The organism is Marinomonas atlantica (assembly GCF_001639725.1).
GTDB lineage: Bacteria > Pseudomonadota > Gammaproteobacteria > Pseudomonadales > Marinomonadaceae > Marinomonas > Marinomonas atlantica.
Map to the genome: position 1 here is coordinate 367,256 of NZ_LTAW01000001.1, position 14,935 is coordinate 382,190.

The window sequence follows — 14,935 nt, forward strand, 5'->3', positions numbered from 1 at the left end:
AGAGAGATAACCAGTATTTATAGCATGCCATTGATTTGCCACCAGAGAAAGTTCAACGGTAATACCCCTAAAACAGTAATAACAAAGAGGATTATGCATACTTTACTGACGGCGGCGAGCGGTAGCTTGCCCAGTGCTATAGCGGTAATAAGTGGTGGCGCTTGATAGGGTAAAAAGACACTGGAAAATGCCATCACCTCCGACATCACAATTGCATGGCTAGACAGTCCTGTAATGTCTGCAAGATCAGCCGCTAAGGGGGTAATAATGGCTGGAATACCCGCTAAGTTAGCGACCAACCCGACCAAGATGGAAATACCTGTTATCAAGGCCAAATTAAGAGCGTGTTCGCCCTCTACAAACGGGGCAACCTGAGTCAGCGCATTGACCATCGTTTCACCCAATCCAGTATAAGCAATCGTCGCACCGAGACCGATGATTCCCGCTGCAAAAAACAGCGGACCATAGTTAATATCCTTACTCAAACAGTGTTCACTGGTGAGACCCGAGTTGGGCCAGAGACACACTGCGCAAGCGACTAAGCCTATCCATCCTGGCGAAACATGGTGCAGGCTATCCGTTAACCATGCGACAAAACAGAGTACTAAAATGAGTAGCAGTTGTTTTTCTTTACGGGAAAAACAACTGTCTTGTGGGTGAGCATTTACTGGTTTCATTTGATGGCTAGGGTCTTGTGCAGGAAATAGCCATAACACCACTGCAATGAGGACAATGGTTTTAGTTAAACCTAAGACTGGAAAGTGCAATAACAGATAATCCCAGTATGAAAGTGGATTATCGTATAGAGCTTCACTGATTCCCGAAAGCAGCATGTTGGGAGCGTTAGCTGGCAGGATGGCGAATGAAGGTAGAAATGTCCCGAATGACGCCGCGAGTAGCATGCCATAGCGACCTTTTGATTCTTCTTCGTAGCCTAATTGGTCGGCAATAGCGACCACAATAGGTATCAATAGCACAACACGACCAATGCCTGAGGGAATCAAAAATCCAAGTAGAACACCGAAAAAGGCCGTTCGAGTGATGACGCTGCGATAGCTTGCTCCGAGTATTTGAATCAGTAAACCTGCCGCTTTTTGGTTCAGTCCAGTAAACTTAATGGCTGCGCCAAAGACCATACCGCTAAACAACAACCAAAATGTCGATGACTCAAAGCCTGACAAAACAATGTTGCCAGGCGCTATTTGCGTCACCGTAATAAATGCAAAGAGGGCAATAGCCGGCCAAAACTCAGGCACATAGGAGGTGGCCCACAACGCCGCACAAAATATTAAAATGCCCAGCATAGCGGCTTGCTCAACAGGTAAAAGCCACATCCCGAATACTGCGCAAAAAGCTGCCCCTAAGGCAATGTTAAGCACAGGCCAAAAAGCATTTTTGGACCTAGGTGGAACCTGATTGGCAACGCCCGATGGCTGGTTGGAAGTGTTCGACATAACGTACCCTATTAATTTAATAATTCTTACTGGCAACTTTGGCACGAGTCATGATCCGGATCGATTCGTTTATCTTGAGGGGTATAAGTATCTGTGAGTGCTTTTCATCTAAATCCAGCGAGTCATCTGTATTTTTAGTGGGTGATATTTACTTTGACAGTCAAGTTATCTACCATTTGATTATATTTGATAATCAAAGTATTTATTATGACAATCCCTAATTGCACCAAAGTCGATCAATTTTCTTACTTCGACTCAGAAAACGAAAAACGTACGCGTTATGTTCTAGCTTTAACGTTTGTCACCATGGTGCTGGAAATTGGCGCTGGGACGATATTTGGTTCCATGGCACTGTTGGCAGACGGCTGGCATATGGGAACGCATGCCGCGGCGTTTTGCATTACTTTATTTGTGTACCGATACGCACGTAAGCATAGCCGCAGTGGTCAGTTTTCTTATGGAACGGGCAAAGTCGGCGTATTGGGAGGTTATACCAGTGCCATGTTATTAGGCATGGTGGCATTGGGTATGTTGTTTGAGTCGGTACATCGGCTGGTCAGCCCCGTTGAGATTGAGTTTAATGCGGCCATTGCTGTAGCGGTGATTGGCTTAATCGTTAACCTGCTGAGCATGCTGTTGTTGGGCCACAATCATGATCATTCGGGCGCGCATGAACACAGTCATGATCACCCTCACGAGCATAACGACCACCACCATCACGATGATCACAACTTAAAAGCCGCTTACATACATGTGCTGACGGACGCCCTGACGTCAGTGTTGGCGATTGTCGCCTTGCTCGTTGGTAAGTTTGTCGGATGGACATGGTTAGACCCTATTATGGGCGTTGTCGGGAGTGTCATCATTGCCAAGTGGGCGTGGGGGTTAATGAAACAAACGTCGCCCATTTTATTGGATAAGGCTATTGAACAAACGTATCAACAACAAATTGTCATGAAACTCGACAATCTCGGTGTATCGCTGCAGGACATCCACATTTGGAAAGTCAGTGCGGACCACTACTGTGCAACCTTGACATTAAAAGATGAACAGATGCGTGAACCTGCTTTCTTCAAGCAACTCTTGGTAGAGTTTGATAAAATCGATCATCTTGTTGTTGAAGTGAACCCCGTATAGGAACGACACATGTCTACAATCGTCTCATTAAACAAAGCACTGACAGAGTTTTACGACAAAATGGCGTCGTGGGAGTCGTCCGTCGTGCGAGAGTCAGAGTACTCCTTGGCACAGATTCATACGCTGGAAGTGCTGGGTAATTATGGCGCGATGAACATGAAGTCGTTGGCTAATCAGCTGGGCATCACCACGGGCACGTTAACGGTCCAAGTGGAAAAGTTAGTAAAACTCGACTTGGTAAAGCGCCAACACAGCGAAGACGATCGTCGCTCGATTACGGTTGCTTTAACGGAAGCAGGGCAAGCGATTCATGAGCATCACAATGCGTTACACCTTTCTTTAACCGAAGATCTAAGCAAAGATTTAAGTGAAAACGAACGTCATACGTTGATGGCGTTACTGAATAAAGTGAACCAAGAGTTTTAAACGAGGAGAAGCCTCTTTTTTCTCACACCTTGTGTTTGGTACAAGCTTTTAAAAAATAGTGGCGGTACAGTTGGTAAAAGCGTGTGATGTGCGTTGGCTTCTCGCCTTTATATTGATGCAAGAAGTAGAAATGCCAATCTCTACCACGCAGATCTGGAAGCACTCTTTGTAGGCCGTTACCGTCCAAATGCGTCTGCACCAAAAACTCCGGTAATAAAGCGATGCCCATATCCAGTAATGCCGTCTCAAGTCCCGTTGTTAAGGTATTCACTTTAATAGAGTGCTCTATAGAGATCAGCTGTTTGTTGCTTAGGTTATTATCAAATATCTCTATTTTAGATCGGTGCCATGCAGTCGAGATGAATTTATGTTGTGAAAGCTCTTCTAGGCTTTTGGGGGAGCCAAATTGGGCAATATAGTTTGGCGAAGCACAGAAAACCTCGGAAACCGTGCTGACGGATAAAGCACGGTAGTCACAGTCTTTAATATCACCGCCAAAGATGGCCGCATCGAGGTTGTGCTCTATTAGGTCTTGCCACTTTGCGGTGACCACAATTTCTGGCGTGAGCATGGGGAATTCTAGGCACAATTGTCGTATGGCGGGTATGACGATTTCTTTCTCGGAAAACGGCGGTACTGAGACCTTAAAGAGCCCACTCGGTTGGGCTTTAAGTTGATTTAACTCTGTAAAAGCCATGTTTAGCTGCTCATCTAACAGTTCACTTCGAGCCAGTAAGGTTTCTCCCGCAGTGGTCAGGACAACGCCTCGTGTACTGCGTATGAGTAGTTGTTGTCCTGTTGCTTGCTCAAGCCGCTTAACTTGTTGACTGATCGCCGATTTGCTGATGCCGAGCTTTTTAGCTGCCGCTGTATAGGAGCGTCTTGTTGCGACTTCGGCAAAAATAAGCAGCAGCGGTGCCAGTTTGATGTTGTTCATTTAAGTAAACATCCTGTTAATTTTATAGTTATTGTTCAATAAACAACACAAGACTAAGCTAAGTCTATTCATTCATCCACTCAAGGAGAGAACAATATGACCAGCTTTGTCATTGTCGATTCAACTGTGATTAATCAAGAGAAATTAGCCGAGTATAGCGCTCAAGCAAAAGCCACTATCGAGCCATTCGGTGGTCGGTTCATTGCGAAGGGGGCAGCAGAACTGTTGCATGGCGTGTCAGAGACCAGCAAAAAAGCCATCATTGAATTTCCCGATAAAGAGAGCGCTAGAAACTGGTACAACAGTAAGGCTTATCAGGCATTAGTACCTCTTCGTGAACAAGGGATGATCAGTACCTTCCAGCTTTTGTAAAGCAGAGCCATGATCGTGGCGGTAGCCGACACGATCAGATGAGCCGTTCATAGAAGGGTTAAAGTAAATGATAAAAGTCGTATCGGCAGAATTACCGCCTCACAGTGCGTTACTTAAGCGAGTAGGGGCGCTTGATTTCTTAGATTGCTATCGTGTTGAATCAGTACTAGAACCACGCCAAGCAGCAGATATTATAACCGACTTCCCGTTATGGGCTCGCTCCCTAATATACGTTCGAAATGCTATAACATCGCCGTTTGGTCTTTCGAAGAATGGTCCCATAGCGGAAGATAAAGTAGGCTTTTTCCCTGTCGAGTCAGACAGTGATAGCGAGCTCATTGCGGGGTTCAATGACAAGCACTTGGACTTCAGAGTGTCGGTGATGTCCCATCAAGGGCACGTTTATCTCGCGACTTGGGTGCATCCAAATAATATGGCTGGCACACTCTATTTAAACGCCATTCTTCCTTTTCATATTGTCATTGCGCGAAATGCCTTAATGCGTGTCGGTAAGCACTGTTCGCGTGTACGTCATGAGCACTTGAGCAAGGAGAAGCGCTCCTGATATACAAGATATATTCAAGCTTTAAGCGAGTGAAATGGCAGGCTTATTTACTTCTGTAAGTTTACATCTCATCAGTTAAAACAGCGGCTATTCGGGAGACCGCTTTAACTAACGCTTCTGGCTCAGCATTCGTGAAGTTCAAACGAAGTGCTGAGTAGGAGCCTTCCATATGCGCTGGATAAAAGACAGAACTCGGCACCACAGCGACACCATTTTTTAACAGCGTTTTTGCTAAGGTGTTCACATTACAGGTTGGCAGGATGAGCCATAGAAACATGCCGCCTTCTATCGGCCAAGCAGAACACGAGTCCGGTAAGTACTCTGCTATAGCGCTTGCAAGTATCTTGTAACGGGATTCATACAATGCTCTGATCGCTTGTAAATGTTGTGGGAAATGGTCATGGGTTAATAAGCCTAATAGCAGTGCCTGCATCGGGAGACTAGAGTGCAAATCTGACGCCTGTTTAAGCGTAATTAACGGATGGATATAGTGGCTTTCACCCGTAATCACGCCCAACCTTATGCCCGGTGAGGCGTATTTCGAAAACGATCGCAGTACGATGGCCTGTTCAGGACACAGTTCAGAGACCATGGGTAGCATCTCGCCTGCAAAGCGCAGTTCACGGTAGGGGGCATCTTCTATCAGTACAACATCATAACGGCGACACAACTGAGCCACTTGTTTACGTACGGCAAGTGACCAACACACGCCAGTGGGATTATGAAAGTCGGGTACCGCATAAAATAGTTTCGGCATGTGTTGTGCAAAACACTGCTCTAGCTGCGTTAGATCTGGTCCGTCAGACGTCTGATCAACCGGAATGATACGTGCTTGAGCCAGTTCAAATACTTGCACTGCGCCGAGATAGCTGGGCGCTTCCATCACAATGCCATCGCTAGGATTAAGGTACGCTCTAGCAATTAAATCCAAACCTTGTTGAGAGCCAGTGGTCACTAAGGACTGATCCGTAGGACTTAGAGAAAAGTGTTGGTCGCAGTAGTCGAGTAACGGGGCATACCCTTGTGTCGGGCCATATTGAAACAGACTCGAATCGTTTGCGAGTTGCGACATTATGGATTGAAAAATGGGCATTGGAAAAGACTGTTCGGCCGGTAACCCACCCGCTAATGAAATGGTATTGGGGTCACCTGCGACGGCTAAGATTTCTCGGATATAAGACGGCTGTAGACACTGAAAAGACTGTGTTAATTCCATAATGGCCTCGTAGAATGAGTTAAAAGAGAAGGAGTGCCATCATGCTACTGCGGTTGGTGAAAATTTAATTGTCCATTTGTGCGAACTGATTTGTCGATATATGATCTTGTAATTGTCCATTTATGATGTTCCGCCTATGAGCGATCTACAACAATCACGTATTAACGATGTGCTGTTTTACATACACCAAGATATTAGCCAAGCGCTCAGTGCAAAAACATTGGCCGATATAGCGGCGTATTCAGAGCAGCATTTTCATCGTGTCTTCAAACGCGCCGTTGGTGAGTCGGTGCACAGTTATATTCGCCGAACAAGGATGGAGTACGCTGCTAACCAGCTGATGTTTGCCTCGAAATCGAGCATTCTAGACATTGCTAACCGTTGTGGTTTTCAGTCGGTATCGTCGTTCAATAAAGCGTTCAAAGCCACTTTTCATATGTCCCCCAGTGCCTGGCGACATTACGACAACCAAATCAGCGATAAACCTTACCTAAGCGACCCAGAGATCGCCGCGGGCTACCGTATAGTTGCGCAGCATCCATTGCCCGAGCCTAAGATCAAAGATGTATCTGAACGACTCGTCGCATATGTTCGGCACACCGGCTATGATCGCTCTATACGCCGTGCGTGGCTCATTCTCAAAGCGTGGGCCGACACCGAAGGAAGGGTGTTTTTAGATCAGCTCGGCTTGCATCACTCTAACCCAGCTTGGGTGGCATTGGACAAGTGTCGCTACGTTGCCTGTTTGGCCATTGATCGGCCTCTAGAAAGACGCTCAATAGTTTGCCAGCTGACGATACCGGCTGGCTTACACGCTATCTTTCGCCTATCAGGAAAGTATGGCGAACTGCTGCCTCAAATCAGTAAAATAGTAGAGCACTGGCTGCCCAAATCAGGCTTCAAACTGCGCTCTACACCAGCTTACGTGTACTACTATAAAAATCATTTTTTGGAAGACGACGAGATCTTTGAGTTGGACTTTTACCTGCCTATCAGCTTTTTTTAGATAATTTATAGCTAGAGTGGTTGTTGTTAATCGTCGGTATATGAGCAAAAAGTTGACTCAGAGGGTGCGCAATCTTCAGCCAAATTCTAAATAGCAATACGTACTATTTTTGCGGTTGGAAAGCGCACAAAACCAGATGGATGCGTGTCCATCTGGTGTCTAATAAGCAAGTGCTCAGCTATTCTTTTGGTAAAGCATAGGGGCCGTTCAGGAGGCCTCGGCTAGGCTGATTGATGGCTAGATTATTAGCTGCTCGGGCCACTGTAGGGGTCTGATCGCTGTATGAGTTAATGATTTGTGTTGCGACGGCATTTATTAAGTTGCCAAGGAGTCCGCCTCCGCCTGAATCTGAGCTTCTTACAGCGGAAGCCCTTGCGTTCCATAAAAGTGCGCCGGTTTTACCGTCTATTAATGTCATGGATACATCGACGACGGTTTCAGAGGACAGGATTTTGTACTTCTGCCCCCAGTCATTGATTTCTGTGTACAACACGGCGTCAGCGCCAATATGCTCATACAGTTTATCTAACGGTACAAAGTTCATTTCTTCTGGCGTTGGTAAGCCGTTTTCTTTTAGAAAAGCATCGATAACAGCGACCGGAAAAACGTAGTATCCCTTTTCTCCGAAAGGTCTACTGATGGTAGACAAATAAATATACGGGGCGTTGACCTCCACTGAATTATTTTTTGGCGGAATAATCAAAATAGATCGAGGCTCTGATGCCTGCAGAGCGTCGTAGTTATATGAGGGAGGTGCAGAACAGCCTGTTAGAAATAAAGTAATCAACACGCTTGATAATAGCGTTAGCGCTTTAATTGACGTCATTATTTTTTCCCTCAATACGAGTAAGCATGCCGTCAATCAGCGTTGCTGATTCTGGAAATAGGTTCTTTTCCAGAATCAATTCCGCTTTTGCCTGGGGCATGTTGCCTTCTAGAGCGTACATATATCCTAAGTGAGCATGAATTCCCGGAGCAATGCGCATCCCCATAGATCTACTTTTTTGAATATCTTCTAGCAGGATAGCGATCTGGGTCGCCGAATCTGCACTGCCTGGCTCTAGATACATGCCGTAAAGCATACTCTCGTACTCGCCCCAGTAGAATGTGCTGCGTGGTGCAGAACAACCTACCAAGGCGAATAAAATAATACCCAGTAAAGAGAAACGAGCCTTACTGCTGTTAATGACAGAGGTTGGCTTCATATTATTGTACGGTCCATGTACCATTTTCTAAATCACGAACGACATTGTTAACCGCTTCGGTGATGGCGAAGTTTAAAACTTTTCCGTTTAATGTTGCATCATAACCAGCCGTAGACCCAAAGCCAGCAACTTCTCGATTACTTAATTCGTATTCTCCCGCTGCTTGAGTCGCGTAAACAACTTCTCCTGTCATCACATCTACAATATTCAAACTGACTTTTGCATAAGCGGTTTGGGTTTTTCCTGAGCCTAAAATACCGAAGAGTTGTTTATCACCTGTGACTTTGCGGCCGAACTCCGTCACATCGCCCGTTAACGTATAACGCGCACCAGTTAACGATTGGGTGACACCGTTTAACTCTGCTTCACGTTTTAAAATGTTTAAATTCTCTCGATCTACGACTCTGAAGCGATTGGTTTGTTGCAAATGCGTTTTTAGGATTGTTTTTGCTTGGTTGCCAAGCTGATCCGTATTGGTCGAAAACAAACCTTGCATATAGGAAGAGCGATTTTGAAAGTTGCCAACGACCAGTGTTGTTTTAACGCCATTGTAGTCAGTTTTGTAGCTGCTGACTGTTTCAGAAGTGACTGAGTGGTTTGATTGAGTAACAGAGCAGCCGGTTGTTGCTAACAGCAGAACAACAGACACACTAATAACCGATTTTTTTAATGGGCATGAAAAAAGAATGGCCATTTTATACTCCTTGTAAAAATGCAAAAGATAGGGCAACTAAAAGTTTGCAAGATTGTATATTCCTTCCTCTACAGTGACCAGCGCCAAATGATGGAGCGATTGAAACATAAACCTTTGTCAGTATTCTTCAATACTCACTTCGGCGATTACCGCATGCTATGAACAGTCAAAGAAGAGGAGACTGTCATGGCTATTTCGACGTTAATTTCAATGAGTTTATTTGCTGTTATTTTTCGGGGGAATTACCCCATTTGCGTGTTAAGGAAATGTTAAACGAAGCACTTGCTGCCCTGTTGGTTCGTGGTGTTTTTCTTCTAAAAATTCAAATCCATAGCGTGTGTAAAACTGACGGCCAATGGTGTTTTCTTTGAACACCTCCACTTCTAGATTGTCATGCAGTTCTTGAGCTTTATCCATTAGCGCTTTACCTATTCCTCTGTCGTGGAAAGCGGGTTGAAGGAATATTGCCCCTACTTCATTGCCCATCAATGCGATAAAGCCTTGTACCTCACCATCGACTTCCGCCACCCATGTATCGGTATTAGGGAGGTATAGATTGATGATGTTTTTGCGTTCCTGTGCGATAAACTCATCGCTCATAAAGTCGTGAGCGAGCCGTGTTGCGAGTTCCCATGAATCCAGAACTGCTTCTAGGTCTGATGTTCTATATTGACGAATGATCAGTTTCATTGTGTTGGTACCTCGTGAATGAATTACCAATACTCTAGTGTGTTAACGGCACAATGCATTGAACAAAAACGGCAATTTTTAGAGGTACTCAAAGTCGCCGTAGACATCGATGGTTAAATCTCTGTTTTGCGCGTAGTCGCTAGGCGTTTGTCCAATGGTGTTCTTGAGGTAACGAATTAAATGGGGCTGATCGCTGAAATCATATTTATTGGCGACATCGCTCCAATTAATCTCCGCTTCTCCGAGCTGATATAGATAGTTCAGCAGATTTTCCAAACGGTTCATACTATGGACTTGCTTCATGGTTAGCCCCGTTACTTTTATAAAGCTACGCTCAATGGTGCGCTGTGAACGATGCAAGCTAAGGCCTATTTCCGTTATGGTTTGACCCTTATCTAGCTGTTGTAGAATGTGGCGCACTAACTGGCTATGTCGATCTTCATGACTGTTGGCTATCCAAGTCGCTAAATACGTGTCTAACCGATGACTGAGTTGCTGACTCCGTTCTGCGGCATTTACCAAGAGCGACTCGGGGGAGCATGATGTGCTGCCCCATAGCTGAGATACATCGACCGAATGCACTTGTTCGATCAGTGTACAGGGATCCTTGTCGAACAAGGAATACAAAGCACCTACTCTAAACTTGACCCCAAGAATGCTAAAAGGTGAAGAATGATCCATTGTGAACGTTTGTCTATGGGGGAAAATCCAATGACTGCCGCACAGACTCTGACGTTCCTCTTTGTGAGCATAGTCGAACACGTTATGGGGAGTGGCAATAATCAGATGAGCACAAGGGTCGGGGTTTAGTTTGGGGTAGCGGTTGCTCAGGTCATGAGGTTCTTTTTCCAAAAACCAATAACACTCAACATACTGCGCAACTGCTTCGGATAGTGGTGGTAATCTCCAAGTTTTCATTTGAGCAACTAGATTATTAAATTAGGGTCAGATGAAAATAGCAAAAATAGTATCTTGGGGGCTAGCAATTGGTCAGTATTCTTCAATACTCTCCTAAACGATTACAGCATGCTGTTGGACAGTCATATAAGAGGAGACTGTCATGGCTATTTCGACAATAATTTCTATGAGTTTGTTTGCCTTGGCGGCATCGCTTTCCCCAGGTCCAGTTAACTGGGTTGGGGTGAGCAGTGGTGCACGTTTTGGTGTGCGAGTTGGATGTTATTTTGTGACCGGCGCGACGCTTGGCTTCATTGCGCTGTTTCTTTTAATAGGATTTGGGCTACATCAGATTGTGGGTCTGATTCCGCAATTGATGGAGTATATAAAATGGGCTGGTGTTGCCTTTCTGTTATATGTCAGTTTGCAGTTAATACGGGACTCGGGCGAATTATCTGACCGGGGGAGAGCGTCTGCACCGACGCCATGGTTAGGCGCGGTTATGCAATGGCTAAACCCGAAAGCTTGGTTGGCATCCATTGCGGGGATCGCGGCGTACACGCAGCAGGCCGAAGCCAGTGCCGTTTGGGTCTTTGCAGGTATTTATTTAGTCATTTGCTGGTTATCACTTATGGCTTGGGTGCTATTAGGTGCTTGGATAAGCGATTGGTTGAGCTCGCCGCGACGCATTCGGGTGTTGAATCGAATGCTTGCTCTGGGATTAGTGCTGAGCTGTTTTGCGATTTTCTATTAGTGGTGACAAGGGGTCGTTCGATATTGCTTCGGTGTTGCGGCGACTCGCTCTTTGAAAGCTCGCTGGAAGTGAGCTTGATCACTGAATCCAAACTGACTGGCGACTTCTGCAATGGATACGCCATTTTTAAGTGCGATTTGACTAAGTTGAATACGACGATTGATTCTAAAAGCATGAGGTGTAGTTTGGTAATAACGCTTAAATTGCCGAGTTAAGTAACTGTTGCTGAAGCCAAAGCGTGCAGCAACCTTATCAATCGGGTCATCAAGGTCACCATGCTCAATCAAATAGTACGCCACCTTAGCCAGTGCTGGTGGCGCGTTCCGTTCATTGAACTCCCTTGGTAACTGTTTAATATGTTCAAACAGCTGTGTTAACCAACGATTTAACGCGACTGATTTCTCGTGAGTCGATGCATCGGACAGTAACAGATCGCAGACGTTACGCATTATTTCAGATAACGCTGAGTCTTTAATAACATCTTGCAGTGTAGGTTCCCAAACCGCTTCGTCTTGAATCCCTGCCTCAAACAGTCTTTGAGCCAGCCAATGGCAGTCAATGTGCATCATGTAATACGACCAAGCAGATTCTGGGGCTGGGTTGCAGCAATGTACCTCTTGGGCATTCATAATCACCAAATCCCCTTGAGCAACTTGATGAAGTCGGTCGCCACAGAGAAAAGAGCTTTGTCCCTTCAAAATGACTCCTATTGACCACTGCTCATGAGAATGTGGAATGTAACGAACTTGATGTCCATCGGCAATATAGCGTAAGTCTATATGCGGGAACTGTGGGTCACGCCAGAAGATAGGTTGAGAGTCGTTGGTCATTATTTGTGTCTACATACCAAACTTGGAGAGGTTTTAGTATAACAAGTTTCGATAAACATGAGGCATAGTGGTAATGCCTGGGAGATCACATTACTTAGATGAGGCGGGTTATAAGCTGGGGACGCTTTCCTCCGCTATCAATTCCTTGATAAATTGAGAAGAGTGCCAAGAACCACCACATTCAAATCATAAGGAGCCAATATGGCATCGCAATTATTAGAGCAACATGAAATTGATTCCGCCCTCATTCAACTTAATGCAGACACTATTCAGCACTGGATTATTGAAGAGGGTAAACTCACAAAAACCTTCAAGTTTAAAAGCTTCCAACACGCATTTGGTTTTATGACCATGTGTGCCATGTACGCTGAAAAGAAAAATCATCATCCAGAGTGGTCGAACGTCTACAGCAAAGTCACAGTTCAACTGATTACACATGATGTTTCTGGGCTCTCAGATAAAGACTTTGATCTTGCTAAACAAATGGATGTGTTTGCCAGTCTAGCTTGAATAAGCTGAATATGTCAGTGAGAGGGCTTCTGTTTGGAACATTTTTTACTCTTTCTCAATCACTATAGGTGTTTATCTAGGGTAAACTTAAATCTAAGTATATTGGAAAGGGGTGCTTTTGATGTTGATAAGCTTTCTGCGTCGTCCGAACAACCTCTCCCAAAAAATGATACGCGTGATTTTTTCCATCTACCTAGCGGTTACTTTGCTAATCACAAGTGTCCAATTTTTGAGTGAGTACCTGAAAACGCAGGATGCTATTATCAGTGAATTAAAGCAATTGGAAGCAACCGTACGTGGCCCAATCTCGACGAGTTTGTGGCAATACGACCAGAAGCAGTTAGATGAACTCGCCTCTGGGCTTATTCAAATGCCTATCATCGAAGGTGTCGATATCGTCGACCAAAATGAGCAAAGTATTCTATCGAAAAGGTTTTACGACCCTGACGCCATACCAGTGTCTGTTTTTGATTCGACAACCCAGTTAAGCTGGACTCTCAATGACGAAAGTATAGGGCTTGGTTCATTGAAACTTTATTCATCCTCTGATGTGGTATTTGAGCGAGTATGGTTTGGTTTTGTCTTGATAGCGACGACTGCCATTATCAAAATGACAATCTTATTTTGGCTGTTTATTTGGGCGTTTGATCGTTTTTTAGCTGCGCCTCTAAAAGAGTTGATGTCACAAGTTGATGAGGTGCAATCAAGTCAAAATATTAGTAAGCGCATCCACCTTTCAAACACGGAAGGCTATGAGCTGAACCAACTTCAAAGGCATATGAATCGGATGCTTAGTGCCATGTCGACAGATCGACAAAACTTGTTAGACGATGAGCAGGCCAAGCGAGACTGGTTGGAAGAAGCGGTCGCAAAACGCACTGAAGATTTACAAATCCTCAATAAAAAACTTAAATATCTGGCAACAAGGGACTCGCTGACGGATGTATTAAATCGCGGGAGCTTCTTTGAAGCTGCGCAGCAACGGCTGCTGCTTTCTCAGCAACAAACATCGACAGCCTCTTTTATCCTGCTGGATTTGGACTTCTTCAAGCGTATCAACGATACCTATGGCCATTTTATCGGCGACAAAGTACTGATTCAGTTTACTCAAATATTGCAGAGTTTTTTAAAAGAATCCGATCTGCTGGGCAGAGTAGGTGGTGAAGAGTTTGCCATATTTTTGCCTGATACGAAATTAGACGCTGCTTTCCAGCTCGCTGACGAAATACGCCGAGCGATCAGTGAGACAACATTGGAAATAGAAGGTAAGACTGTCACTTATACGGTAAGCCTTGGTGTTGAATCATCGGAGCCTGATGATCAACTCATTGATGATCTATTTAAACGTGCCGATTTGAAACTCTACGGAGCGAAAGATAAAGGGAGAGATCGTGTTGAAAAATAGAAAATGCAGACTTTTTTCGATTCTTTTGTGCGCTTTAATTATGAGCGTATCGAGTGCAAGTAAAGCTGTGACACTCAAAGTATGTTACGACCAATGGCCTCCCATGACAATCTTTCCCACAGAAAGTGCGCCAGAACGGGGGTTCATTATCGAGATGCTGGAGCATATCTATTCCGAAAAAGGCTACACACTTGAATACTATGAAGTGCCTCTTGCTAGAGGTCTTGATATGGTGGCGGAAGGGTTGTGTGACATGTTGCCAGAGTTCTTGTACTCCAAACATTCTGATAAAGGCTTTGTCTATGCAGATGAACCTACTTTTGCCTACAATAGCGCATTTGTCGTTAGGCAGGGCGATGCTTGGCGATATGACGGCATCTCATCGTTAAAAAATAGGCGTGTTGCGACTGGCTCTGGTTGGGACTACAGCTCCATGAGTGAAAGCTATCAGAATTATATCGACAATCCCAAAAATGCTCGGCTCGTAGAAGTGATTGCTGGCAATGATGATGTGATTGGTCGAATATTCCATATGATTAAAACCAACCGAGTCGACTTATACGCTGATAACGAGCTGGTGCTTCAGTATGTTTTAAATCAGCTGGATTTACAGGACTCACTGCAAATCGTCCGCCCCGGCTTAGAGAAAAAACTTGTCGAAATGCCGATCTATTCTATGCAGATACCCGTTGACGAAAGGCAAAGATTGATCGGTATTTGGAATCAAGGCCGTTTAGCGATGAAAGGTGAAAAGGAACAAGCGTTTATTAAGAAGTATCGAGTTTTGTTTGAAAATGATTAAAGAGAAGTAATCCGTTTCTAGTGACTTTAATGATT

General features: G+C 44.8%; 18 protein-coding genes. 9 read left to right on the forward strand and 9 right to left on the reverse strand.

The genetic code is table 11. The annotated features are described in order from the left end of the window. Positions 1 to 17 precede the first annotated feature (17 nt). Complete coding sequence (locus tag AYW75_RS01690; protein WP_082856344.1) at positions 18 to 1,454, reverse strand: SLC13 family permease; 1,437 nt, start codon at positions 1,452 to 1,454, stop codon at positions 18 to 20. Between the two features lie 207 nt (positions 1,455 to 1,661). On the opposite strand from AYW75_RS01690, the gene dmeF reads away from it, so the two are divergent. Then, the gene (gene dmeF, locus AYW75_RS01695) at positions 1,662 to 2,591 is read left to right on the forward strand and encodes a CDF family Co(II)/Ni(II) efflux transporter DmeF (RefSeq protein WP_067094459.1); all 930 of its coding nucleotides are present in this window, start codon (positions 1,662 to 1,664) and stop codon (positions 2,589 to 2,591) included. Positions 2,592 to 2,600: 9 nt separating this feature from the next. Then, positions 2,601 to 3,017, forward strand: coding sequence for a MarR family winged helix-turn-helix transcriptional regulator (locus AYW75_RS01700; RefSeq protein WP_067094462.1), 417 nt, complete (start codon positions 2,601 to 2,603; stop codon positions 3,015 to 3,017). Between the two features lie 22 nt (positions 3,018 to 3,039). Here AYW75_RS01700 and AYW75_RS01705 read toward each other — a convergent pair whose 3' ends face one another. Next, the gene (locus AYW75_RS01705; RefSeq protein WP_067094465.1) at positions 3,040 to 3,954 is read right to left on the reverse strand and encodes a LysR family transcriptional regulator; all 915 of its coding nucleotides are present in this window, start codon (positions 3,952 to 3,954) and stop codon (positions 3,040 to 3,042) included. A gap of 96 nt (positions 3,955 to 4,050) precedes the next feature. Between AYW75_RS01705 and AYW75_RS01710 the strand changes: the two genes are divergently transcribed. Beyond that, positions 4,051 to 4,326, forward strand: a complete 276-nt coding sequence (locus tag AYW75_RS01710; RefSeq protein ID WP_067094468.1) for a DUF1330 domain-containing protein — start codon at positions 4,051 to 4,053, stop codon at positions 4,324 to 4,326. Between the two features lie 67 nt (positions 4,327 to 4,393). Then, positions 4,394 to 4,891, forward strand: a complete 498-nt coding sequence (locus AYW75_RS01715) for a DUF2867 domain-containing protein (protein WP_067094470.1) — start codon at positions 4,394 to 4,396, stop codon at positions 4,889 to 4,891. A 61-nt stretch (positions 4,892 to 4,952) separates the two neighbouring features. On the opposite strand, the gene AYW75_RS01720 is transcribed toward AYW75_RS01715, so the two are convergent. Next, positions 4,953 to 6,107: an aminotransferase-like domain-containing protein gene (locus AYW75_RS01720; protein WP_067094473.1), complete on the reverse strand. Its 1,155-nt coding sequence runs from the start codon at positions 6,105 to 6,107 to the stop codon at positions 4,953 to 4,955. A gap of 136 nt (positions 6,108 to 6,243) precedes the next feature. On the opposite strand from AYW75_RS01720, the gene AYW75_RS01725 reads away from it, so the two are divergent. Further along, positions 6,244 to 7,113, forward strand: coding sequence for an AraC family transcriptional regulator (locus AYW75_RS01725; RefSeq protein WP_067094474.1), 870 nt, complete (start codon positions 6,244 to 6,246; stop codon positions 7,111 to 7,113). 178 nt (positions 7,114 to 7,291) lie between these two features. Here the strand turns inward: AYW75_RS01725 and AYW75_RS01730 are convergent, their stop codons facing one another. From AYW75_RS01730 to AYW75_RS01750, 5 genes are all read right to left on the reverse strand, one after another. Then, on the reverse strand, positions 7,292 to 7,939 hold the full coding sequence (locus tag AYW75_RS01730) for a DUF799 domain-containing protein (protein WP_156490790.1): 648 nt from the start codon (positions 7,937 to 7,939) through the stop codon (positions 7,292 to 7,294). Further along, on the reverse strand, positions 7,926 to 8,318 hold the full coding sequence (locus tag AYW75_RS01735; RefSeq protein WP_067094477.1) for a DUF4810 domain-containing protein: 393 nt from the start codon (positions 8,316 to 8,318) through the stop codon (positions 7,926 to 7,928). The genes AYW75_RS01730 and AYW75_RS01735 overlap by 14 nt, the downstream gene beginning before the upstream one ends. A gap of 1 nt (position 8,319) precedes the next feature. Continuing rightward, the gene (locus AYW75_RS01740) at positions 8,320 to 9,012 is read right to left on the reverse strand and encodes a CsgG/HfaB family protein (protein ID WP_067094480.1); all 693 of its coding nucleotides are present in this window, start codon (positions 9,010 to 9,012) and stop codon (positions 8,320 to 8,322) included. A 258-nt stretch (positions 9,013 to 9,270) separates the two neighbouring features. After that, a complete protein-coding gene (locus tag AYW75_RS01745) occupies positions 9,271 to 9,702 on the reverse strand; it encodes a GNAT family N-acetyltransferase (protein WP_067094482.1) in 432 nt (143 codons plus the stop codon). Between the two features lie 78 nt (positions 9,703 to 9,780). Then, entirely contained in the window at positions 9,781 to 10,620 is an 840-nt protein-coding gene (locus tag AYW75_RS01750) for a helix-turn-helix domain-containing protein (RefSeq protein ID WP_067094485.1), read from the reverse strand. A gap of 142 nt (positions 10,621 to 10,762) precedes the next feature. Here AYW75_RS01750 and AYW75_RS01755 point away from each other — a divergent pair, with 142 nt between their 5' ends. Continuing rightward, positions 10,763 to 11,353 (forward strand): LysE family translocator, encoded by a 591-nt coding sequence (locus tag AYW75_RS01755; protein WP_067094488.1) that lies wholly within the window; start codon positions 10,763 to 10,765, stop codon positions 11,351 to 11,353. Here AYW75_RS01755 and AYW75_RS01760 read toward each other — a convergent pair. Next, entirely contained in the window at positions 11,350 to 12,183 is an 834-nt protein-coding gene (locus AYW75_RS01760; RefSeq protein ID WP_067094491.1) for an AraC family transcriptional regulator, read from the reverse strand. The two genes, AYW75_RS01755 and AYW75_RS01760, sit on opposite strands and share 4 nt — an antisense overlap. A gap of 201 nt (positions 12,184 to 12,384) precedes the next feature. Here AYW75_RS01760 and AYW75_RS01765 point away from each other — a divergent pair, with 201 nt between their 5' ends. The 3 genes from AYW75_RS01765 (at position 12,385) to AYW75_RS01775 (ending at position 14,900) form a co-directional block, all read left to right on the forward strand. Continuing rightward, positions 12,385 to 12,693 carry a 4a-hydroxytetrahydrobiopterin dehydratase gene (locus tag AYW75_RS01765; protein ID WP_067094494.1) on the forward strand — a complete coding sequence of 103 codons (309 nt, stop codon included), beginning with the start codon at positions 12,385 to 12,387 and terminating at the stop codon, positions 12,691 to 12,693. Positions 12,694 to 12,814: 121 nt separating this feature from the next. After that, complete coding sequence (locus tag AYW75_RS01770) at positions 12,815 to 14,098, forward strand: sensor domain-containing diguanylate cyclase (protein ID WP_197478875.1); 1,284 nt, start codon at positions 12,815 to 12,817, stop codon at positions 14,096 to 14,098. A gap of 40 nt (positions 14,099 to 14,138) precedes the next feature. Continuing rightward, entirely contained in the window at positions 14,139 to 14,900 is a 762-nt protein-coding gene (locus AYW75_RS01775; RefSeq protein ID WP_067094497.1) for a substrate-binding periplasmic protein, read from the forward strand. The last annotated feature ends 35 nt before the right edge of the window (positions 14,901 to 14,935 follow it).